A 24,031-nucleotide genomic window follows, 5' to 3' on the forward strand; every position below is an offset into this window, starting at 1 on the left:
CGAGTTGCGTTCTGATCCGTAATATTCACCTCCGTCGATAGGGCAAGGCGCCCGTAGCTCAGCTGGATAGAGCGTTGGCCTCCGGAGCCAAAGGTCGAAGGTTCGAATCCTTTCGGGCGCACCATCATCCGGTCGTATTGGCAAAGGTAACAAAACATTGGTGGCTATAGCTCAGTTGGTAGAGTCCCGGATTGTGATTCCGGTTGTCGCGAGTTCAAGCCTCGTTAGCCACCCCATATTATAATGTGTTGATCTCCCAATCAGCATGTTGGCTTTTAAAGCCCGCTTGTTTTACAAGCACACAGAATTATTTCGTGATAATGCATCACGTAGAAAGATTTAGTCGGTGAATAGCGCAGTTTGGTAGCGCATCTGGTTTGGGACCAGAGGGTCGGGGGTTCGAATCCCTCTTCACCGACCACTTACAATGGTGGCTATAGCTCAGTTGGTAGAGTCCCGGATTGTGATTCCGGTTGTCGCGAGTTCAAGCCTCGTTAGCCACCCCATTATTCAGGTTATCTTGTATTAGAGACCTTGGCCTTGTAAGCCTAAACATTGTCGGTGAATAGCGCAGTTTGGTAGCGCATCTGGTTTGGGACCAGAGGGTCGGGGGTTCGAATCCCTCTTCACCGACCACCATTAAGAAAACCGTATCGAAAGATACGGTTTTTTTTCGTCTGCATAAAAGTAAATTTGTATCATTGGTTTAAAGCCAGAGGGTCGGGGGTTCACCGATATTAGAATCTAGCTCTTCACCGACCGCCATTAAGAAAACCTGAATCGAAAGATACGGTTTTTTTTCGTCGGTATAAAAGTAAATCGGTATCATTGGTTTAAAGCCAGAGGGTCGGGGGTTCGCTGATATTAGAACCTAGCTCTTCACCGACCACCATTAAGAAACCAGAATCGAAAGATTCAGTTTTTTTTCGTCGGTATAAAAGTAAATCGGTATCATTGGTTTAAAGCCAGAGGGGCGGGGGTTCGCTGATATTAGAATCTAGCTCTTCACCGACCACCATTAAGAAACCTGAATCGAAAGATTCAGGTTTTTTTTCGTCGGTATAAAAGTAAATCGGTATCATTGGTTTAAAGCCAGAGGGTGAGGGTTCACCTATATTAGAATCTAGCTCTTCACCGACCACCATTAAGAAACCAGAATCGAAAGATTCAGGTTTTTTTTCGTCGGTAGGAAATGAAAATCATCACACAGCCATAACCGTTAGCAAATGCTTAAAAGCCGCGCAAATATGCTGTAACGACCATTGTTTTAAGTGTTGATATTTAGTTTGTATCTAGTTTTATACGCTGATTTTTATTTTTGTAGTGGTTTTTATCACTATGTATTTTTTTAAAAGCGATATTTTGTTTAATAAATGTTAATTGGGGGTGTGGTTTTTTTTGAAAATATATTCATGATGATTATTTTTAATTATTACAGTTGAGTGGTTTTTTGTGGTGGTTTATTGGCTTGTTTATTGTTTATTCAGTGTGTTATGAACTGCTATTTGTTTAGTTCCCTATTGTTTATAGATGCATTTTTATAATATAAATATTCAATAAATACAATTAATGATAGTTTTTTACTTTGTATTGTTGCTTTTTTGTAATATTTTTGACAGATTGAATGGAAGGCATGCAATCAGACAATAGTATTGGCATGAAAAGGATTTAATTTTTCAGATCGGCAGGATGCTGCCAGTGGTGGAGTCTGATAATGGCATTATTAGAAGTAAAAAATCTTCGTATAGAATATCCCTCGCGTCATGGTACCCATGCAGCAGTAAAATCATTGTCATTCACCATTGAGCGCGGTGAAATTGTCGGTGTTGTTGGAGAATCTGGTGCAGGTAAATCGACGGTAGGTAATGCCGTGATTGATTTATTAAGCCCTCCTGGACAAATTGCCAGTGGTGAGGTTTTTCTCGATGGCAATAAAATCTCAGGGTTAACGCCTGAGCAAATGCGTCAAGTACGAGGCTCAAAAATTGGGTTTATTTTCCAAGATCCAATGACCTCATTAAACCCCTTGTTTACGGTTGAGCAGCAATTAACTGAAACCATTATTACTAACTTGAAGGTGTCACAAGCTGAAGCAGTTAAACGTGCATTGGCATTGATGGAACAAGTGGGCATTCCAGAACCTCAACTACGGATTAAACAATATCCGCACCAATTTTCAGGTGGTATGCGTCAACGGGTAGTGATTGCTATTGCGTTAGCGGGTGAGCCAGATTTAATTATTGCTGATGAGCCAACTACTGCATTGGATGTATCGATTCAAGATCAAATATTAACGTTGATCCGTGATTTATGCGTCCAGAAAAATGTGGGTTGTATGTTGGTTACTCATGATATGGGCGTGGTATCAAATGTCACTGATCGGGTCGCGGTGATGTATCGTGGTGATTTAGTCGAAATGGGAACCACCGAGCAAGTGCTGCGTCGGCCACAACATCCTTATACTCAAAGTTTAATTTCAGCCGTTCCTCGCTCTGATATAAAACTGAAACGTTTTCCATTGGTGACTTATATTGAAGATGCTCAACAAGCACCTGCATTAGATGTCAAAAATCATTGGTTAGGACAAAGCCAAGATCAGCGGGCTTATGAAGGGGCGTTGCTTGAGGTTGAAAACATTAACTTACGCTTTATTACCAAAGATTCATTGTTTGAAAGTCGACGTGAATATGTGCAAGCCAATAATGATGTCAGTTTTGATATTGCTGAAGGCGAAACGTTTGGCTTAGTTGGTGAGTCAGGTTCTGGTAAATCAACTATTGCACGAGTGATTGCTGGTTTGTATCCACCTAATAGCGGCAAAGTACGTTTTGAAGGTATTGATCTGACTGCGCTAAAAAGTGAGGCGGATCGGCGTCCTCTGCGTCGTCAAATGCAAATGGTGTTTCAAAACCCGTATACCTCAATGAATCCTAGAATGCGCATTTTTGACATTATTGCTGAACCGATTCGATTTCATAAGTTAACTCATAATGAGGCCCAAACCCGTCAGATAGTGAATGATTTATTGGATCATGTTGGTTTAGGACGCGCAGCAGGCATTAAATTTCCGCATGAGTTTTCAGGCGGCCAACGTCAGCGGATTTCGATTGCACGCGCATTGGCAACTCGACCACGATTATTGATTTGTGATGAGCCAACATCGGCACTGGATGTTTCGGTACAAGCCCAGATTCTAAACCTATTAAAAGATCTACAAGATGAACTTAATTTGACGATGTTGTTTATTAGTCACGATTTACCGGTTATTCGTCAAATGTGTGATCGAATCGGCGTGATGCAACAAGGAACATTGTTAGAAGTCGCTGCAACGGAACAATTATTTACCGCACCACAGCATCAATATAGTCAGCATTTGATTTCGTTAATGCCTGAATTTAAAGGGTTAGAAATCAAACCTCAGCAACGTGCTTAAGCGGTTGTTATCAAGGAAAAATAAAATAAATACTAAGCGACAGCGCTTGGGCATAAAGGAGTTATGCAATGAAAACCATCAAGAATAAATTAGCACTAGCATTGATTGCTGCAGGTTTGAGTTTTAGCGTTACCGCGGCAGATTTAAAGTTAGGTTATGCGTCAGATCCAGTATCACTTGATCCTCATGAGCAACTATCTGGCGGCACACTACAGCTATCGCACATGGTGTTTGATCCGCTAGTACGTTTTACTCAGCAAATGGATTTTGAGCCGCGTCTAGCACAAAGCTGGCAGCGCATTGATGCCAATACTTTTCGATTTACATTACGTCAAGGGGTGAAATTTCACTCAGGTAATCCCCTGACCGCTGACGATGTAATTTGGACCTTTAATCGTCTGCAGTCATCACCAGATTTTAAAGCCATTTTTGAACCATATTCTGCAATGAAAAAAGTCGATGACTATACCGTCGATATTATCTCCAAAGGTGCTTACCCATTGGTACTTCAAACTGCGACCTACATTTTCCCAATGGACAGCAAATTTTACAGCGGTAAGACCGCTGATGGTAAAGACAAAGCCGAAGTTGCTAAGCATGGTAATTCATTTGCTTCAACCAATATTTCTGGTACTGGCCCCTTTACGGTAACCCAGCGAGAGCAAGGGGTAAAAGTTGAATTTACCCGTTTTGCTGATTACTGGGATAAAGATTCGAAAGGTAACGTTGATACCATTACGCTCTTGCCGATTAAAGAAGATGCCACTCGTGTTGCGGCGCTACTTTCAGGTGGTGTCGACATGATTGACCATGTCGCACCAAATGATCATAAGCGTCTTAAAAGTGCTGATGGGGTTGATTTAGTAACCTTACCGGGTACACGTATTATTTCTTTTCAAATGAACCAAAATAGCAATCCAGCATTAAAAGATGTCCGTGTCCGTCAAGCAATCGTGCATGCGATTAATAATGAAGGCATTGTGAAAAAAATTATGAAAGGTTTTGCAACCGCTGCTGGCCAACAAAGCCCAGCGGGTTATCAAGGTCATGATAGTGCGTTAGTGCCACGTTATGATGTTAAAAAAGCCAAGCAATTAATGAAACAAGCTGGTTATGAAAATGGCTTTACATTGACCATGTTAGCGCCAAATAACCGTTACGTGAACGATGCCAAAATTGCTCAAGCAACCGCAGCTATGCTATCAAAAATTGGGATTAAGGTTGATTTGAAAACCTTACCTAAGGCGCAGTACTGGCCTGAGTTTGATAAATGTGCTGCTGATATGATGATGATTGGTTGGCATGCAGATACGGAAGACTCTGCTAACATGACCGAGTTTTTGACTATGACTCGTAACGAAAAAACAGGTAAAGGCCAATATAACTGTGGTTTTTATTCTAACCCAGAGGTCGATAAGTTAGTGACTGAGGCCAATGTTGAAACTGATCCTGCTAAGCGTGCCGCAATGTTAAAACAAGTAGAAGCGACGCTATATAACGAAGCGGCATTTGTGCCATTACATTGGCAAAGTATTGCATGGGGTGCGCGCACCAATGTTCATGCAGCCGATATCGTGAACCCAATGGAACAACCATACTTTGGTGATCTGGTGGTTGACGAGAAATAACCTTAGTAAGCCATAGCTAAATACGAGTGCCGGGGCTTGCTCCGGCATTTTTTCAGGATGAATTAAAAGGGGCAGGGAATGTTTTCGTTTCTGGTCAAACGCCTGTTTCAGGCACTGATAGTGATGTTTGTGATCAGTCTGGTGGCATTTGCCATTCAGGATAACCTTGGCGATCCGTTACGAGAGCTCGTCGGCCAATCGGTATCAGAAGCTGAACGTCAACAATTACGTGATGACTTAGGTCTTAACGATCCATTTGTGACTAAATACAGTCGTTTTCTTAGCAATGCCATTCAAGGGGATTTAGGCACCTCATACACCTTTAAGCGTCCAGCAACAGAGGTGATTTTAGATAAATTAGTAGCCACCTTAGAGTTAGTGTTTGGTGCGACAGTGATCATTATTTTAGTGTCGATTCCACTCGGGGTATATTCCGCTATTCATCCACGGAGCGTGTTTACTAAAGCGGTAATGGCGTTTAGTAGTATTGGTATTTCAATACCGGTGTTCTTAACCGCGATCATGTTGATGTATGTGTTCTCGATTGAACTTGGGTGGTTACCGTCATTTGGACGCGGTGAAACCGCAAATTACTTAGGTTGGGAGTCAGGTTTCTTTACCGTCGATGGCCTCAAACATTTAGTGCTGCCATGTATCGCGTTAGCTTCGATTATGCTGCCATTGTTTATTCGTTTAGTACGCTCTGAAATGTTGGAAGTTTTAAGCTCGGAGTACATTAAGTTCGCCAAGGCAAAAGGTTTGCCAATGAATAAGGTCTATTATCAGCATGCATTGAAGAACACCATGTTGCCGGTATTAACTGTCGGTGGGGTGCAGATTGGTACCATGATTGCCTACACCATTTTGACCGAAAGTGTATTTCAGTGGCCAGGCACAGGACTATTATTTTTAGATGCCATTAATCGAGTTGATACGCCGTTGATCACCGCTTATGTGATTTTTGTCGGCCTTATTTTTGTGGTAACGAATACCATTGTTGACCTGCTTTATGGCTTGGTTAACCCAACAGTAGATTTGACGGGCAAGGGAGCATAAGTCATGGAAAGTATTAGCACCGTTGCACCAAGTCGTTGGCAGCGTTTTAAAAATTCCGACATTGTTTATTATTTTCTCAAAGATAAAGTAGCAATGGTTTGTTTTGCTGTTTTTATTAGTTTTGCTACTGCGGCACTATTTGCGCCTTTTATCGCACCAACCAATCCTTATGATTTATCGTCAATCGATATTATGGATTCGGAGTTACCGCCAGCATGGATGGAGGATGGCGATCAAAGCTTTGTGTTAGGTACCGACGATCAAGGCCGAGATATTTATTCGACCATTTTATATGGGATGCGATTATCACTGACGATTGGTTTGTTAGCAGTGGCATTGCAATTAACCATTGGTGTCATTGTCGGCTTAACTGCGGGTTACTTTGGTGGGCGGATTGATAGCTTGCTGATGCGTATTGCTGATGTGCAGCTATCATTTTCAACCATGATGGTGGCGATCATTGTCTCGGCAATTTTCCGCACTGCGTTAGGGGCAGAGACCTATGCTCAGTATGCAGTGATCATGCTAGTGGTGATCATTGGCTTTGCTGAATGGCCACAGTATGCGCGAACGGTACGTGCCTCAGTATTGGCAGAGAAAAAGAAAGAGTATGTTGAAGCGGCCAAAGTGATGGGCTTTCGCGCGCCACGAATCATGTTCCGTCATATTTTGCCGAACTGTTTGTCACCGATTTTAGTGATTTCTACAGTGCAGGTTGCCAATGCAATTATGTCAGAAGCGGCACTCTCATTTTTAGGCTTAGGTTTACCGGTGGATCAGCCGTCATTAGGCTCACTGATCAGTATTGGTTTTAACTATATTTTCTCAGGCTCATGGTGGATCACCGCCTTCCCTGGCATTGTATTAATTACCTTAGTATTAGTGATTAACTTGCTCGGTGATTGGCTACGGGATGTGTTTAATCCCAAGATTTACAAAGGCTAATAGGCTGATGTTTAGCTAGTAAAAAGGCGACCGTGTGGTCGCCTTTTGTTTTACTAACAGTGGGTTAGAAAATCAAATGAGCCATTAATGCAATCACTGGTAACGTTACTAGTGTACGCAAAATAAAGATCACAAATAATTCCCATGCTTTAACCGGTACTTTACTACCAATTAATAGTGCGCCAATTTCAGACATGTAAATCAATTGAGTCACTGACATCGCTGCAATAATAAAGCGGGTCATATCACTTTGAATGGTTGATGCCAAAATTGATGGTAAGAACATATCTGCAAAACCAACCACGATAGTTTTAGATGCCGCTTCTGCTTCAGGAATATGCAGCAATTCTAGGAACGGAATAAATGGCATACCAAGGTAATCGAAAATTGGGGTATTTTCCGCAACCACTAATGCCACCGTACCAATCGCCATTACCACTGGCAGCACGCCAAACACCATATCAACCGCGTTTTTAAGTCCATCAAGTGCAATTGCAGGGATGCTTTTTACTTCTGCGGCTTTTTTAAGTGCTTGCTCAAGCCCATAAGAAAAAACATTGTGTCCTGCTGGTACTGTTTCATCGTGAGATGATTCTGTGGTGCCATTGATATAGACATTTTTCTTACGTGATAATGGTGGCAGACGCGGCACAATGATTGCTGCTACTAAACCTGCTAAACATACCGTTAAGTAAAATGGGGCAAACATATGCTCTAAATTTACTTGAGCAATCACCACTAAACTAAACGTGATTGATACCGCTGAGAATGTGGTACCAATAACAGCAGCTTCGCGTTGAGTATACATGCCTGATTCATACTGCTTACTGGTCAGTAATACTCCCACTGAGCCATCGCCTAACCATGATGCAATACAGTTAACTGATGAACGACCTGGTAGGCCAAAAATAGGGCGCATGATACGGGTAAATAGGGTGCCAAAGAATTCCAGTAGTCCAAAATTGAGCAATAGCGGCAGTAATAAGCCCGCAAAAATAAACACTGAAAATAATACTGGCAATAAATTATTGAGCACTAAGCCACCCGTGGCGTCGTTACGAAACATCACCGGGCCGATATTAAAGTAGGTCATTACCGCAAAAGCAGCACCCAGCTGTTGGACGATAAACCACATTAGCGATGGGTTGAGTAAGCCATTAATAAAGCTATTGCGAACAATAAAGCTGGGCTTAAACAGTTTAGTGATAATAGACATCACAGCGGTAAAACTGATAACAGCAGTCACAATCGATGTTAATGAATTTTCAAAATGGCTTTGAATCGTTTTTGCTAATACAGCGATGGGAATAGTGATATCACCATCAAAGTTAATCGGTGCCATAAATAAAAACACTCCAATTAACGATGGAATGATAAACATTAGCCAGTTGTTGATGTTTTTTGGTGGCGCTGCTGCTTGTTGATGCATATTTGTTTATAACCTACTGGTAGATACGGCCGAATTAATGGGGGTGTCCCCGAGGTCTAATAGAATAACTATTCACTATTATTCTATAAATAAGGAGTCGAAGATTACATTTTTTATTGAATAGATGGAATAGTCTACAACTAAAAAAGTTGGTTAATTATGCGATTATTTGGGTTTTTTATTCGAGGCTGCTATTTTTCTGCTTTAAGTATGGAGGGCTGACTTTTTAAAACAAAAGAGCGATTAATAACATTTGCAGTGAACATGGTATTGATTGTTACCGTGTGGTAATAGTATTTATATTTTTAAGCTATTGTTGATTTTAAGTGCTGAGTTACACTTGTGGCATCAGAAAACATCACTCAAGATGATGTTCATAAATAGATAGTCGGCAGGGGTTATTACGTAGCCTCTAATAATAACCGACATTAATTTTTGTTACACCCAAATCCAATAATAGATCCAATTGCTGTCATGGTAATTTGATCATCTGTACCCAATAAGATCACCGTATTGACTGTGGTCTTACTATAAAAATAAGGCGCTACTGATGACAACATTAACAACTAAGCCAGGTATTACACTGATCAAATCAGGTTCTTTTAAGCTTAACGATCTAAGCAAATTACTTGAAGTTGAAGGTTTAAAAAGTGATATGGCTGAAGTTGCTGTAACCAATAACAGCAATGCATTAACCATTGGTCATTTCACAATGGCACCTGGGGTTGAATTTGAATACTTTTACGATTCTGTTGAGTACAAGGTAATCACCAAAGGTAAAATTGTTGTGCGTGATGAAGCAGGCACTAAATATGTTGCTGAAGTTGGTGATGTTATTTTATTTAGCCCTGATGTTAAGGTTATCTTTGATGCAGAAAGCGATGGCGAAGCAATTTATACCGCTCACCGTGCAGCAGCAGCAGATTTCGCCCCAGCACAATAAAAAATAAAATTAATTGTTATATATTAAAGCCTTAACTTTTTGTTAGGGCTTTTTTTTTGCATCTTAATTCGGAGTATTGTTACCATTAGGTAATAGTGTTTTGGATTTTTGTTGTATTGTTATTTTATGAGTAATGGTTAATAATAAATTGATAACATAACTGCTGATTGATTTGGTGTAAACTGAAACGATTGAGCATAAATAACGATGAGGTACACCACTATGACAGCACATTCAAATCAGCAATTTCATGTCGGTCAGATCATTGATGAACATCCATTTGTTGCCGGCGATGGCGCCGTTATTGAGATGTTCCGCAATGATATGAGCAATATTGTTTTTATCGGTTTAAACGGTATCACCGCAGACGAGCAGCAGATGATGGCAGAAGCCACCGCTGAGTTTGGGTTGATGAAAACTGATAATGGTGGTTGTTTAGTCGTCTTTAAATTGGCAGAGCTTGCGTTTGATATTCAATTTAATGCGGCAGCGATCCCCGCTGAATATTTTCAGCAGCCAACGACACCAACACTAGCATTATCAATGATGGCATTAGATACAGCTAACAATGAACTTAAAGTGATCCGTGAGTTGTCATTACCTGCGGCTGTGACTGAACAAGTGGTTGCGGTAATGCAAACCCAGCGTGCGATTGAAGATCCTATGGCGGTTAATGCTGAAAATATGCATTTATTAAATACCGTCAGCACAGAAGAATTATTAGCAAAAATTACGCTAACCCCAATTCAAACAGTGATTGCACCAACATGTGGTTGTGGTCATAACCATGAAGATGGACATCACCACCACCACGGTTAATCGCCCAAAAAAAAGCTGGTTATCCAATTTCTAAAAAAGGATAAGCCAGCTTAATATCAAGCGTTAGTGCGATTAACGCATGGTAACAAACTCTTCAGAGCCGGTTGGGTGAATAGCAACTACGCTATCAAAATCGGCTTTCGTCGCGCCCATCTTCATTGCCACACCAAAACCTTGAATCATTTCATCAACGGTATAACCAATACCATGTAGACCAACCACTTTCTCATCTGCACCAGCACATACCAATTTCATTTTACATGGCTGACGGTGACTGGTGACTGCGGTATACATTGCTGTAAAGCCTGATTGGTAGACTTTGACATTCTGTTCGCCGTATTGCTCAATCGCTTCTTGGGTCGTTAGACCAATGGTGCCGATTGGCGGGTGGCTAAACACAACCGTAGGTACTAAGGTGTAATCCATCTTGGCTTCTGGCTTGTTATTAAACAGACGCTCAGATAATTGACGACCAGCCTTAACCGCAATTGGTGTTAGCTCGATACCACCTTCCATGATGTCACCCACACAGTAGATACCTTCAACATTGGTTGCTTGGTATTGGTCTACTTTGATGTAGCCACGCGCATTGGTTTCAACACCGGTTGCTTGAAGGTTGATTTTGTCAGTCGCTGGATGACGACCAATTGCCCAAATCAGTAAGTCGGTATTGTGTGACTCGCCGTTTTCAAAATGCAATGTAATTGAACCGTCAGCTTCTTTAACCACTTGTTTAGGCGTTGAGTGAGTGTGAAGGGTTGGACCTTCAGCTGCCATAACTTCAACTAAGGTCTCAACAATCATTGGATCGAAGCTACGTAGTGGTGATTCTTTACGTACAAACAGGTGAGTATCAGTACCTAGTGCACTTAATACGCCAGCGATTTCTACGGCGATATAACCGGCACCAACAATTGCTGTGCGCTTAGGTTGCTCATTAAGCTCAAAGAAACCGTTGGAATCAATACCGTATTCAGCGCCAGGTACATTTGGAATGCTTGGCTCACCACCAACGGCGATCAAAATATGATCGGCGCTGTAATGCTCACCGTTGACTTCAATTGTTTTGGCATCAACAAAAGTCGCAAAGCCGTTGATCACTTCAACGTTGTTTTTACCCAGTACGTTGTCGTAAGAGCTATGAATACGGCTGATGTATGCTTCACGATTTTCAACCAGTTTGCTCCAGTTAAATCCTTTTACATCAACATCAAAGCCGTAATCTTTCGCGTAAAGGTGCATAGCTTCAGCGATTTGAGCACCGTGCCACATAACTTTTTTAGGTACACAACCGACATTAACGCAAGTACCACCAAGGGCTTTTGCTTCAATGATTGCTACTTTAGCACCATACATTGCCGCACGGTTTGCTGATGCAATACCACCGCTACCACCACCGATGCAGATGTAATCAAAATGCTTTGCCATGACTTTACTCCAATAGATGTTATGAATATTCACTGTCACCTAGTGTAATCAAGATTGGGCTGAGTGACGAGGATTTAAAATCGGAAAAACCGATTAATAAATTACTTTATCATCGAAAATGATGATTGCAACCCAATAAATGTAACAGCCACCAAGAAATGTGGCTGTTTATTGTGCAAAAGTAACGCTAGTTTGTTATTCCGGTACGATCCACTCAACTTTATGGTGACCATGATTCGGTGCTATGGCTTGTTGCAACCATGGCAGGATTTGTTCCATTTGAGTCGCAAGTTTCCATGGTGGGTTAATCACAATCATGCCTGAGGCTGTCATACCACGCTCTTCTGTATCGGGTTCAACCCCTAGCTCAATTTGAAGAATATTGCGAATGTCTAAATCTTTTAGGCCTTGAAGCATATTATCAATTGTTTCGCGGTAAACCACAGGGTACCAAATTGCGTAAGTACCTGTTGCCCAACGTTTATGGCTTTGCTTAATCGCTTTCACCACATCTTGGTATTCGTGCTTAAGCTCATAAGGAGGATCAATTAACACCACTCCGCGACGTTCTTTGGGTGGCAAGCTGGCTTTTAAACGTGCAAAGCCATCTTCTTGGTACATTTTAACGTGGCGATCACCACGAAACTCTTGCAGCAATAATGGAAAATCACTTGGGTGTAATTCGGTTAACACCATGCGGTCTTGATCACGAATCTGTGCACGTGCCACCTTAGGTGAGCCTGGGTAGTAACGTAACTCATCGCTGTCATTAAGGGCCTTAATTGCCTCAATATATGCGCTAATTTCGGTTGGAATATCATCGCGTGACCAAATACGGGCGATACCTTGCTTAAACTCACCGGTTTTTTCACTGCGCTCATCTTGCAGATCGTAACGACCAACACCTGAGTGAGTATCGTGATACACGAACGGTTTATCTTTTTGCTTGAGTGCATCCAGAATTAGGCTTTGAACAATGTGTTTAACCACATCTGCGTGGTTGCCAGCGTGAAAGCTGTGGCGATAACTCAGCATGAAATTAGTCTCTATCGGTATCTAAAGCAGGGGTGCTAGTGGCTATTATCGTCAATTATTCACCAATATCCAACCATGGTGCCAACCTTTGCTACTATCAAGATTGAGGAAATGCGCTATTTCTACCTTTTTATACTCTAAACCGAGCAAAGGATTGAAATTTATCTATCGCGGGCGCATGTTAATAATAAGATAAAAATAAAGGAAAAGCGTATGTCTAACCCATTATTGACGATGACTGATTTGCCACCGTTTGCTCATATTAAACCAGAGCACATTAAACCTGCGGTTGAACAAGCGATCACTGATTGCCGCAACAACGTTGAATCAGTGCTATCTCAATTACCAATGCCAACCTGGGACACAATTTGTCGTCCATTGGCTGAATTAGATGATCGTCTTGGACGTATTTGGTCTCCGGTTGGCCATCTTAATGGGGTCAAAAATAGCCCTGAGTTACGTCAAGCGTATGAAAGCTGCTTACCGTTATTGTCAGATTACGCCACTTGGGTTGGACAACATAAAGGCCTTTATGACGCCTATAAAATGATTCAAACCAATGACGATTTTGCTGATTTGGGTCAAGCCCAACAAAAAGCCGTAAATGATGCGCTAAAAGCGTTTGAGTTATCAGGCATTGGTTTACCTGCAGAGCAACAGCAGCGTTTTGGTGATATCAGTAAGCGTTTGTCTGAACTTGCTTCAACCTTTAGTAATAATGTCTTAGACGCGACTATGGCATGGAGCAAAGTGATCACCGATGTTGAGCAACTGCGTGGCTTGCCTGAATCTGCATTACAAGCAGCACAAGCGAATGCAGAAGCCAAAGGTGAGCAAGGTTACTTGTTTACGCTTGATATTCCATCGTATTTACCAGTGATGACGTATTGTGAAAATCGTGAATTACGAGCTGAAATGTATCAAGCATTCAGTACTCGCGCCTCTGATCGTGGTCCTAATGCGGGTGAGTTTGATAACTCAGAAATTATTGCGGAAAAACTTAAACTTAGCCATGAGGTCGCGAGTTTATTAGGGTTTAGCAATTACGGTGAAAAATCACTGGCGACCAAGATGGCACAATCGACCGATCAAGTGCTGGGCTTTTTAAATGACTTAGCTGATCGCGCTAAACCGCAAGGTGAGCGTGAAGTGACTGAGCTTCGTGACTATGCTCGCAATGAGTTCGGTGTTGAGCAATTAGAGCCGTGGGATTTTGCGTTTTATTCTGAAAAATTAAAGCAGCATCGTTACAGTATTTCAGATGAAGAATTACGCCCATACTTCCCGGAACAAAAGGTAGTTGCAGGTTTATTTGAAGTACTAAAGCGTGTATTTGGTCTTGAAATCAAACAACGTCAAGGTGTGGAAGTGTGGCACGAGTCGGTGACCTTCTATGACATCTTTGACAGCCAAGGCACACTCCGCGGTAGCTTCTACTTAGATTTGTATGCTCGTGAGCACAAGCGTGGTGGCGCATGGATGGATGAGTGCGTGGTGCGTCGTACACGTATCGACGGTAGTCTACAAACACCAGTGGCGTATCTAACTTGTAACTTTAACCGTCCCGTGGGCGATCAGCCAGCGCTGTTTACCCATAACGAAGTGACGACCTTGTTCCATGAAACGGGTCACGGTATTCACCATATGCTAACCCAGATTGATGTGGCTGCGGTATCTGGCATTAATGGTGTGCCGTGGGATGCAGTAGAGCTACCAAGTCAATTTCTTGAAAATTGGTGTTGGCAAGAAGAGGCATTAGCGTTTATTTCGGGCCATTACGAGACCGGTGAGCCGTTACCAAAACTGATGCTTGATAAAATGCTCGCGGCGAAGAATTTCCAATCAGCGATGTTTATTTTACGCCAGCTTGAGTTTGGATTGTTTGATTTCAGCTTGTACTCTAACTACGATCCCGAGGTTGGTGCGCAAGTATTAGAGACCTTATTTGAGGTTAAAGACAAAGTATCAGTGGTGCCAAGCCCTGAGTGGGGGCGCTTCCCTCATAGCTTCAGTCATATTTTTGCTGGTGGCTACAGTGCGGGCTATTACAGTTACTTGTGGGCTGAATTATTATCAGCTGATGCGTTCTCACGCTTTGAAGAAGAAGGTATTTTTAACCCGCAAACCGGAAACGACTTCCTAACCTGTGTGTTAGAAAAAGGCGGTAGTGAAGAGCCAATGGAGCTGTTTAAGCGTTTCCGTGGCCGTGAACCACAATTAGATGCAATGCTGCGTCACAGTGGTATTACCGGCTAAGGCTGGCTGATTACCAAGCGGTAACTAATAAAAAAGGCTCCTTAGGGAGCCTTTTTTGATCCTAGAGCAAAGAGGGCAACCCTCATCGCTAGCTTGTAATGCTATTAATCAGTCTTGTGCCGTTACTACCATTGGCCAGCCCATATCGGTTTGACGGGTAGCTTCTTGGGTCAGTTCGCTACGAGTGAGCGGATTATTGATCAACCATTTCGCCGATAATAACAAAGTCAATTTGTTGTCTTCCATACGTAAGCTAAAGGGAGGCAAACAGCTTTGATCGCGGCGATGGCATAAAATAATCGCTAGTCGTAACAAGCGCAGTAAACGAGCAGCACTTGGCGCTGATAACGCATGTTGTTCTGGTAAGCTGGTTAATGGGCCGTTATGACGACGCAATAACTCAGCAATAAGATTTTTTTGTGCGCGAGTGAAACCAGGTAAGTCCATGTGCTTAATTAAGTAAGCCGCATGTTCACCACTTTTTTTAAATTCAATGCTAGCGCCAATTTCATGCAATTTGGCTGCCGCTTGAAGGAGGTTTTCTGCTGGTGGTTCCAGTTGCCAATTTGAACATTGGGCTAATAATGCTAATGCCACATCACTCACGTTATCTGCGTGGTGATGATCCAATTGGAACCGCTGTTGCATGCTCATAATTGTTCGTGAGCACACATCATGATGACGCATTTGATCCATCATTTCATAGACTAAGCCTTCGCGTAGCGCACCGCCAGCAAGGGTCATTGATTCTATTTGTAATGATTCAAATAGGGCGATTAGAATCGATAACCCACTAGGGAAAACTAGCGCTCGTTCTAATGTTAAACCTTCAATATCAAGATCTTCCAAGCGTTCATATTGCATCGCTTGGCGTTGAAGGCGTTTAAGTTTTGGCAGAGTGATGATTTCATCCATGCCTTGTGCGAGCATAATTTCTTGTAATGCTTGCACGGTGCCACTTGCGCCAACACAGGTTTCCCAGCCTTGCTGAGTGTAACGCTCAATAATGGCTTCAATCGCTTCTTTAGCGCCATTAATAGCGGCATCGAAGTTAACTGAGGTAAGGTAGCGATCTTTAAAATAACGCTCCAGCCATGTAACACAACCAATTTTTAGGCTCGTCAATGCACTGGCATCAAAACCTTCACCGATAATGACTTCGGTACTGGCGCCGCCAATATCGACCACCAGACGTTTATCACTGCCACCTGAGGTATGCGCTACCCCTTGATAGATAATACGTGCTTCTTCTTCACCCGCAATCACGCTCACAGGATAGCCAAGAATACTGTGAGCTTGAGAAAGAAATTCGTTAGCATTGACCGCTGTACGCAAGGCGGCAGTACCGACAATGCGGATATGATCAGGTTTGATATCTTGCAAACGTTCGGCAAAGATAGCCAAACAGTCAAGCCCGCGTTGAATCGCGTCTTGGCTGAGTTCGTTGTGATTATTCAACCCCGCCGCTAAACGTACTTTACGTTTGATTTTAGCGAGCGTCTGAACACTGCCATTGACTTCACGTACAACCCACATATGAAAGCTGTTTGAACCTAAATCAATTGCGGCATAAAGCGGTGATACTGAATTTCTTTCCATAGAGATACTTTAACTTATTTTATGCTGGTTTGTTTTGTGGCGGACGACGGCGATTATTACGCTGACGAGACTGCCCCTGGCCTTGACCTTGACGCTGGTTATTACGACGACCACCTTGACGAGGATTACGCTGTAAGCGAATCGGTGCAGGTAAATCATCTAAAAGGGCATCAGAATCATATTTTGATTGTGGAATACCATGCTCGATATAGGTTTCAATCGCAGGCAAGTTAATTGCGTATTCTTCACAAGCGAAGCTGATTGAGTGACCACTTTCACCGGCACGACCAGTACGGCCAATACGGTGAACATAATCTTCAGCATCATCAGGAAGATCGTAGTTAAATACGTGGGTAACCATTGGAATATGTAGACCACGAGCAGCAACATCAGTTGCAACAAGGATATCAATATCACCTTTAGTGAATTCTTCTAGAATACGCTCACGTTTTTTCTGTGGTACATCGCCATTAAGCAAACCAACGCGATGACCGTCAGCGGCTAAGTGACCCCAAACATCTTCACAACGATGCTTAGTATTGGCGAAAATAATCGCACGATCAGGCCATTCTTCTTCAATTAACGTTTGTAATAAACGCATTTTTTCTTGGTTTGATGGGTAGAATAGCTCTTCTTTAATACGGTGGCCTGTTTTTTGTTCAGGTTCAACCACAACGCTTTCAGGACTATTCATGTGCTCAAAAGCCAGCTCTTTAACACGGTATGATAACGTGGCAGAGAACAGCATGTTTAAACGCGCTTTTGGCTCAGGCATGCGACGGAACAAGAAGCGAATATCTTTAATAAAGCCTAAATCGAACATGCGATCCGCTTCATCAAGAACAACGACTTGAATACTTGCAAGGTCAATAACACGTTGCTTGTAGAAGTCGATAATACGACCGCAAGTACCGATCAGAATATCGACACCTTCATCAAACACTTGTTTTTGTTTTTCATAAGGTTCGCCGCCATAAGCAAGGCCAGCTTTAAGGCCGGTGCTCGCAAGTAGCGATGATGCATCATTGAAAATTTGGATCGCCAACTCACGCGTTGGCGCCATAATGATCGCTCGCGGTTGGTTGGTTTTACGCTCTGCTGGTGCAGGGTTCTCCAATAGGTGGTTAAAAGTAGCGGTCAGAAAGGCTAGGGTTTTACCCGTACCTGTTTGAGCCTGTCCCGCGATATCATGGCCAGTGAGCACAACTGGCAATGCCAAGGCCTGGATCGGGGTACAATTATGAAACCCTTTCTCTTCCAATCCTTTTAGCACTAGGGGGTTTAACCCTAGTTCGGCAAATTTCTGCTCTGTGATATGTGTCGTCTTCATTGCTATAGAATATCAGCTTAGGGTTGCAATACGAAACGTATTCCATTCAAATAGGATAACGATTTGCTGGTTAATTCAATATCAGCTAACAAAATCACTGTTGGAGTGGAAGATGAGCGATAAGATTGTGCAGCTTACCGATGAAAGTTTTGATACTGATGTTGTCAATGCTGCGAGCCCGGTACTCGTTGATTTTTGGGCTGAATGGTGTGGTCCATGTAAAATGATTGCCCCTATTCTTGATGAAATCGCTGATGAATATGAAGGCAAACTAACGATTGGTAAATTAAATATCGACCAAAACGCGGCGACGCCGCCAAAGTTTGGTATTCGTGGTATTCCAACGTTATTGCTGTTTAAAGATGGCGCAGTTGCTGCAACTAAAGTTGGCGCGTTATCAAAAACTCAGCTGAAAGAGTTCCTTGAAGCGAACTTATAAGTGATATAATTGCGAGCCATGCACAATTTCTAAGTTGTGCATGGTTTGTCTAGCGACTATGCTAGACGAAGAGAACGTTTAGTGTTAACGTAACGCACAGAAATTACATTTTCGTTCATTTCTTGACCAGGCCCTATTGGTCATCCTTATCTCAACTAATATAGAACCCCGATTTTGACAAACAAGAAACCCACCACTATGAATCTTACAGAACTCAAGAGCCAACCTATTCCTAAGTTGGTATCACTTAGCGAAAGTTTAGGATTGGAAAACCTGGCCCGCCTACGTAAGCAGGACATCATCTTCTCCATTCTTAAGCAACATGCTAAAAGTGGTGAGGATATTTTTGGCGACGGTGTTCTAGAGATTTTGCAAGATGGCTTCGGCTTTCTGCGTAGCGCAGACAGTTCTTACCTTGCAGGCCCAGATGATATTTATGTATCACCAAGCCAAATTCGTCGTTTTAACCTTCGTACTGGCGACACTATTGCCGGAAAGATTCGTCCACCAAAAGACGGCGAACGTTACTTTGCACTACTGAAAGTTAACGAAGTAAACTACGATAAACCTGACAACGCTCGTAATAAAATCCTTTTTGAAAACCTTACTCCACTGCATGCAAACTCACGTATGCGTATGGAGCGCGGTAACGGTTCTACTGAAGACATCACTGCACGTGTTCTTGATTTAGCATCACCGATTGGTAAAGGCCAACGTGGTCTGATTGTTGCTCCGCCAAAAGCGGGTAAAACAATGTTGCTGCAAAACATTGCCCAAAGTATTGCCCATAACCACCCTGAGTGTGAGTTAATGGTATTGCTTATCGATGAGCGTCCAGAAGAAGTAACCGAGATGCAACGTCTTGTGAAAGGCGAAGTAATTGCATCAACGTTTGATGAGCCAGCTTCACGTCACGTACAAGTGGCTGAGATGGTAATTGAAAAAGCAAAACGTCTAGTAGAGCACAAGAAAGATGTGGTTATCTTACTTGACTCAATTACCCGTCTAGCACGTGCTTACAACACCGTTATTCCTTCATCTGGTAAAGTACTAACAGGTGGTGTGGATGCCAACGCCCTTCACCGTCCTAAGCGCTTCTTTGGTGCAGCACGTAACGTTGAAGAAGGCGGTAGCTTAACTATCATCGCAACAGCGCTAGTTGATACTGGCTCAAAGATGGATGAAGTTATCTACGAAGAATTTAAAGGTACTGGTAACATGGAATTACATCTTTCTCGCAAGATTGCTGAGAAGCGTGTTTTCCCTGCGATTGATATCAATCGTTCTGGTACTCGTCGTGAAGAGTTATTAGCAAAAGCTGATGAACTACAGAAAATGTGGATCCTGCGTAAGATCGTTCACCCAATGAGTGAAACCGATAGCATGGAATTCTTGATCGATAAGCTATCAATGACCAAAACTAACGAAGAGTTCTTTGACGCAATGCGTCGTCAGAAATCATAATGTAGTTGGTTGTTATTGAATTAAAAACGTCACTCTAGAGTGGCGTTTTTTTTTGGTTGAAATTTAACATTGTTGATGACGTTCAGTTGTTAAACCACAGAATTATAAAGGGTATTTTCTTTTTTTTGTCGACAGGTGTTTTCCGTCCCACAACTGGTTATACTAGCAAAAATCATTCTCATCAAGCCATTATCAGTGATACTGGTTGGCTTGGTTTAGCTACAGGTAGTCGCATGAAATACAAGGATTTACGTGACTTTATTGCTTATTTAGAGCAACAAGGTCAATTACAACGTATTCAACAGCCAGTCGATCCTAATCAGGAGATGACTGAGATTTGCGATCGCACTTTGCGGGCTGGCGGGCCAGCATTGTTGTTTGAAAATCCTGTAGGTTATGACATGCCAGTGTTGGCCAACTTGTTTGGTACCCCTCAACGGGTAGCGATGGGAATGGGGCGCGACAATGTTAAGCAATTGCGTGAAGTGGGTGAATGGTTAGCCTATTTAAAAGAGCCTGAGCCACCTCAAGGTTTACGTGACGCAATTAATAAAATTCCGGTATTTAAGCAAGTGCTTAATATGCCAACGAAAGTGCTTCGTAAAGCGGCTTGCCAACAAATTATATGGCAAGGTGACGAGGTTGATTTAGATAAAATCCCCGTCATGAGTTGCTGGCCAGGTGATGTCGCTCCGTTGCTGACGTGGGGATTAACCATTACCCGTGGTCCAAATAAAAAACGCCAAAATTTAGGCATATATCGCCAACAAAAAATTGCCAAGAATAAAGTGATTATGCGCTGGCTCGCTCACCGTGGTGGTGCGTTAGATATGCGTGAATGGTGTGAAGCCCATCCTGGAGAAAAATTTCCGGTGACAGTGGCCTTTGGCGCCGATCCTGCGACAGTGCTTGGTGCGGTTACCCCTGTGCCTGATACGCTATCTGAGTACGCATTTGCAGGTTTATTACGTGGTAGTCGTACTGAAGTGGTTAAAAGCATCAGTAATGATCTACAAGTGCCAGCCAGTGCTGAAATCGTAATGGAAGGCTATATCGACCCTGAAGAATATGCCGATGAAGGCCCTTATGGCGATCATACAGGTTATTACAATGAGGTTGAACGGCATCATGTGTTTACCATCACTCACATTACGATGCGTAACGATCCGATTTATCACAGTACCTATACGGGTCGTCCACCAGATGAACCCGCAGTACTTGGCGTAGCGTTAAACGAAGTGTTTGTGCCTATTTTGCATAAACAGTTTCCTGAGATTGTCGATTTCTATTTGCCGCCGGAAGGATGTTCTTACCGCATGGCGGTGGTGACAATGAAGAAGCAATACCCTGGTCACGCTAAGCGGGTCATGATGGGAGTGTGGTCGTTTTTACGCCAGTTCATGTACACTAAATTTGTGATTGTGTGTGATGATGATGTCAATGCACGAGATTGGCACAGTGTGATCAATGCCATGACAACGCGCATGGATCCGGTTCGCGACACATTAATGATTGATAATACCCCAATTGATTCACTGGACTTTGCGTCGCCAGTGGTGGGCTTGGGCTCAAAAATGGGAATTGATGCCACCATTAAATGGCCGGCAGAATTAGCAAATACCGCAGCTTCATCGGTAGGATTTAGGGATGCTGAGTGTAATATTGAGGCCGAATTAGCCGCCTTATGCCAGCAATTTCCGGCGATCATTGACTGTTACTTACCGCCACAAGCCGCAGATCACAGCATGGCTATTGTGAGTATCAATAAAACTATTGCCGGTGAAGCTTTGCAGATCATGGCCGCAGTATCTGCTTGTTTGAATACATTCACCGATGCCAAATTTATTATTATCTGTGATGGCGACGTCAATGTTCGTGATTGGAATGATGTTATTTGGGCGGTTACAACCCGCATGGATCCAAGTCGTGATACGGTATTAACTGCCGCGACCACAGATCGTTGCTCAAAGATCGGTTTTGATGCGACCAATAAAATTGGTGAAGAAACCCAACGTGAATGGGGTACGCCGATTATTAAAGATCCCCAGATTGTTGCGCGCGTTGATGCCATGTGGGCACAATTGGCGCTGGATCAGTAAGCTTTCATGGTTATTTTTAGTAACAATCAATAAGCTGATATTTTTATGTTTCAGGGGCAAAATATGGCCCTGAATTGAGAGTTTTTTTATGTACCAAGTACGCCTGTTGCCCAATAACATTACTTTTGTTGCCAGTGCGCAGCAAACAGTATTACAAGCAGCGCTCGACGCAGGTATTGCTTTCCCTAATCGCTGTCAGGTTGGCGCTTGTGCGATGTGTATGTGCCGTAAACAGCAAGGCCAAATAAGCTATCAGTTTGAGCCAATGTTAACGCCACAAGAACAGGCACAAGGCTGGATTTTCGCTTGTCTGGCGAAGGTAGAAAGTGACTTGGTATTATCGTTAGACTAGAGGAAAACCATGTCTATCCAATGTGAAGTAAAGTCAGTTGAACCGTTGGCATGTAATACATACCGTATTTTATTAACGCCATTACAAGCCCTCGATTTTAAAGCGGGCCAATACTTATTAGCCGTGATGGGTGATAAAGATAAACGCCCATTTTCGATTGCAAGCAGCCCTTGTCGTCAAGGTGAGCTTGAACTTCATATTGGTGCTGCTGAGCATAATGCTTATGCGTTAGAAGTGGTTGAAACCATGAAAAAAGCCCTCACAGAGCAGCAACCAGTAACCATTGAAGCTGCGCATGGTGAAGCATGGTTGCGACATGAAAGTCAGCGTCCATTAGTGATGATTGCTGGTGGTACAGGTTTCTCTTATATTCGTAGCATGGTCGATAACTGCATTAGCCGTGGCTTAACGCAACCGATATTCATTTATTGGGGTGGGCGTGATTTGTGCCAGTTATACGCGAATGATGAAATGCAGGCGCTAGCGCAGCAATACGCCAATATTAGCTATGTACCTGTGGTAGAAACAGCGCCAGAAGGTTGGCAGGGTAAAGTTGGTAATGTATTGGACGCCGTTGCCGATGATTTTGTAAGTTTATCTGCCTATGATATTTATGTGTGTGGTCGTTTTGAAATGGCGGGTGCCGCGCGTGAACGTTTCTGTACTGAAAAAGGTGCGTTACGTGAGCATATGTTTGCTGATGCGTTTGCGTTTATTTAAGACTGCTTCAACGTGTTAAAAAGGCGCGATTATCGCGCCTTTTTGGTGATTATATTGCGGCTATGACGACGGGTTTTGTGGTTGGCGTTGAGCTGCGACTTTATTTTTTATCCAACTTTCGTTAAACCATAACGACAATAATATAATTCCACCGCCGATAATTAATCGTGGGTAATCGACATTATGATTCCAAATCACAATATTGACGATTAAGCCTGCGGGTACTAAAGCATTATTCATGATAGCCAATGCGCCAGCATTAACTAATGTCGCGCCCTTATTCCAAATAAAATAGCCCAGCCCTGAAGCTATCACACCCAGATAAACTAAAATTCCCCATTGCAATGAGGTTGTTGGTAACTTGTCACTATTACCAAACAATAGATACATTGGTACAGCGACACACACAGCACCTAAATAAAACCAGCCAAACACGGTGTGCTGTGGAATATCAGCCTGCTCTTGCTCGATAATTCTTTTGTAACCGACTTGGCCTATCGCAAAGCAAAGGTTAGCACCTTGAACCACCAAAAAACCGATAATAAAGTGCTGATTGATGCCTTCAAATTTAATCACTGCCGCACCTAATACCGCAATGACTGCGCTGAGTAAGTACCATGGCGAGAATTGTTTATGCAGCGCATCGTAGATCAGAGTGACATAAATTGGCGTGAAAATAGTGAACAATAATACTTCGGGTACGGTTAAATATAGAAATGATTGGTAGTAGAAGCAATACATTAACCCGAGTTGAAATGCGCCGACAGCCATTAATTTGAGGGCGAGTTTGGGGTGTAAATGTTTGGTGCGTAAAAAAGGTAAAAAAACCACTGCCGCTAAACAAACGCGGGTGAGTACTGAAAACCAAGCATCGACTTGACCGGCAAGATAAACGCCAATCAAACTAAAAGAAAACGCCCATAGAAGGGTAATTACAGATAAGTATTTCATCGTCGCAAATAGGATGTGTTGATAAAGGGTAATGAGAGTGTAACTAAATTGCGGCAGCAGGAATATGATAATTACAGAGTGCGGAATAACAATGATCAGCAGTCG

18 protein-coding genes and 5 tRNA genes are annotated in these 24,031 nt (G+C 42.7%); 17 read left to right on the forward strand and 6 right to left on the reverse strand.

Annotated elements, in window-relative coordinates:
* Positions 1-47: 47 nt before the first annotated feature.
* The 9 genes from G6R09_RS13505 to G6R09_RS13545 all read left to right on the forward strand — a co-directional run bounded on the left by G6R09_RS13505 (position 48) and on the right by G6R09_RS13545 (position 7,062).
* Positions 48-124, forward strand: a tRNA-Arg gene (locus tag G6R09_RS13505).
* Positions 125-160: 36 nt separating this feature from the next.
* Positions 161-236: transfer RNA gene (locus G6R09_RS13510), tRNA-His, on the forward strand.
* Positions 237-344: 108 nt separating this feature from the next.
* Positions 345-421, forward strand: a tRNA-Pro gene (locus G6R09_RS13515).
* Positions 422-430: 9 nt separating this feature from the next.
* Positions 431-506: transfer RNA gene (locus G6R09_RS13520), tRNA-His, on the forward strand.
* A gap of 53 nt (positions 507-559) precedes the next feature.
* Positions 560-636: transfer RNA gene (locus tag G6R09_RS13525), tRNA-Pro, on the forward strand.
* A 1,078-nt stretch (positions 637-1,714) separates the two neighbouring features.
* On the forward strand, positions 1,715-3,433 hold the full coding sequence (locus G6R09_RS13530) for an ABC transporter ATP-binding protein (protein WP_163923049.1): 1,719 nt from the start codon (positions 1,715-1,717) through the stop codon (positions 3,431-3,433).
* Positions 3,434-3,501: 68 nt separating this feature from the next.
* Complete coding sequence (locus tag G6R09_RS13535; protein ID WP_163923052.1) at positions 3,502-5,061, forward strand: ABC transporter substrate-binding protein; 1,560 nt, start codon at positions 3,502-3,504, stop codon at positions 5,059-5,061.
* A gap of 78 nt (positions 5,062-5,139) precedes the next feature.
* On the forward strand, positions 5,140-6,117 hold the full coding sequence (locus G6R09_RS13540) for an ABC transporter permease (protein WP_065168001.1): 978 nt from the start codon (positions 5,140-5,142) through the stop codon (positions 6,115-6,117).
* 3 nt (positions 6,118-6,120) lie between these two features.
* Positions 6,121-7,062: an ABC transporter permease gene (locus G6R09_RS13545; protein WP_060999706.1), complete on the forward strand. Its 942-nt coding sequence runs from the start codon at positions 6,121-6,123 to the stop codon at positions 7,060-7,062.
* A gap of 64 nt (positions 7,063-7,126) precedes the next feature.
* Here the strand turns inward: G6R09_RS13545 and G6R09_RS13550 are convergent, their stop codons facing one another.
* Entirely contained in the window at positions 7,127-8,491 is a 1,365-nt protein-coding gene (locus G6R09_RS13550; RefSeq protein ID WP_163923054.1) for a YjiH family protein, read from the reverse strand.
* 550 nt (positions 8,492-9,041) lie between these two features.
* Here G6R09_RS13550 and G6R09_RS13555 point away from each other — a divergent pair.
* The gene (locus tag G6R09_RS13555; protein WP_065167999.1) at positions 9,042-9,434 is read left to right on the forward strand and encodes a cupin domain-containing protein; all 393 of its coding nucleotides are present in this window, start codon (positions 9,042-9,044) and stop codon (positions 9,432-9,434) included.
* A gap of 222 nt (positions 9,435-9,656) precedes the next feature.
* Positions 9,657-10,253, forward strand: coding sequence for a hypothetical protein (locus G6R09_RS13560; RefSeq protein WP_065167998.1), 597 nt, complete (start codon positions 9,657-9,659; stop codon positions 10,251-10,253).
* Positions 10,254-10,325: 72 nt separating this feature from the next.
* On the opposite strand, the gene gorA is transcribed toward G6R09_RS13560, so the two are convergent.
* Complete coding sequence (gene gorA / locus G6R09_RS13565; protein WP_163923056.1) at positions 10,326-11,681, reverse strand: glutathione-disulfide reductase; 1,356 nt, start codon at positions 11,679-11,681, stop codon at positions 10,326-10,328.
* Positions 11,682-11,876: 195 nt separating this feature from the next.
* Complete coding sequence (locus tag G6R09_RS13570; RefSeq protein ID WP_163923058.1) at positions 11,877-12,716, reverse strand: 23S rRNA (adenine(2030)-N(6))-methyltransferase RlmJ; 840 nt, start codon at positions 12,714-12,716, stop codon at positions 11,877-11,879.
* A gap of 213 nt (positions 12,717-12,929) precedes the next feature.
* Between G6R09_RS13570 and prlC the strand changes: the two genes are divergently transcribed.
* Positions 12,930-14,972, forward strand: a complete 2,043-nt coding sequence (gene prlC / locus G6R09_RS13575) for an oligopeptidase A (protein WP_163923060.1) — start codon at positions 12,930-12,932, stop codon at positions 14,970-14,972.
* 108 nt (positions 14,973-15,080) lie between these two features.
* Here prlC and gppA read toward each other — a convergent pair whose 3' ends face one another.
* Complete coding sequence (gene gppA / locus G6R09_RS13580) at positions 15,081-16,571, reverse strand: guanosine-5'-triphosphate,3'-diphosphate diphosphatase (RefSeq protein WP_163923062.1); 1,491 nt, start codon at positions 16,569-16,571, stop codon at positions 15,081-15,083.
* 19 nt (positions 16,572-16,590) lie between these two features.
* Complete coding sequence (rhlB, locus tag G6R09_RS13585; RefSeq protein WP_060999721.1) at positions 16,591-17,901, reverse strand: ATP-dependent RNA helicase RhlB; 1,311 nt, start codon at positions 17,899-17,901, stop codon at positions 16,591-16,593.
* A gap of 112 nt (positions 17,902-18,013) precedes the next feature.
* Here rhlB and trxA point away from each other — a divergent pair, with 112 nt between their 5' ends.
* The 5 genes from trxA (at position 18,014) to fre (ending at position 22,975) form a co-directional block, all read left to right on the forward strand.
* Entirely contained in the window at positions 18,014-18,340 is a 327-nt protein-coding gene (trxA, locus tag G6R09_RS13590; protein ID WP_060999723.1) for a thioredoxin TrxA, read from the forward strand.
* 198 nt (positions 18,341-18,538) lie between these two features.
* Entirely contained in the window at positions 18,539-19,804 is a 1,266-nt protein-coding gene (rho, locus tag G6R09_RS13595; RefSeq protein WP_060999724.1) for a transcription termination factor Rho, read from the forward strand.
* A gap of 233 nt (positions 19,805-20,037) precedes the next feature.
* A complete protein-coding gene (ubiD, locus tag G6R09_RS13600; RefSeq protein WP_163923224.1) occupies positions 20,038-21,903 on the forward strand; it encodes a 4-hydroxy-3-polyprenylbenzoate decarboxylase in 1,866 nt (621 codons plus the stop codon).
* 88 nt (positions 21,904-21,991) lie between these two features.
* Positions 21,992-22,255 carry a 2Fe-2S iron-sulfur cluster-binding protein gene (locus tag G6R09_RS13605; protein WP_163923064.1) on the forward strand — a complete coding sequence of 88 codons (264 nt, stop codon included), beginning with the start codon at positions 21,992-21,994 and terminating at the stop codon, positions 22,253-22,255.
* A 9-nt stretch (positions 22,256-22,264) separates the two neighbouring features.
* On the forward strand, positions 22,265-22,975 hold the full coding sequence (gene fre / locus G6R09_RS13610; RefSeq protein WP_163923066.1) for an NAD(P)H-flavin reductase: 711 nt from the start codon (positions 22,265-22,267) through the stop codon (positions 22,973-22,975).
* 60 nt (positions 22,976-23,035) lie between these two features.
* On the opposite strand, the gene G6R09_RS13615 is transcribed toward fre, so the two are convergent.
* The gene (locus tag G6R09_RS13615) at positions 23,036-23,926 is read right to left on the reverse strand and encodes a carboxylate/amino acid/amine transporter (protein WP_065167992.1); all 891 of its coding nucleotides are present in this window, start codon (positions 23,924-23,926) and stop codon (positions 23,036-23,038) included.
* Positions 23,927-24,031: the final 105 nt, after the last annotated feature.

The organism is Photobacterium sp. Alg240-V54, assembly GCF_900537155.1.
GTDB lineage: Bacteria > Pseudomonadota > Gammaproteobacteria > Enterobacterales > Vibrionaceae > Photobacterium.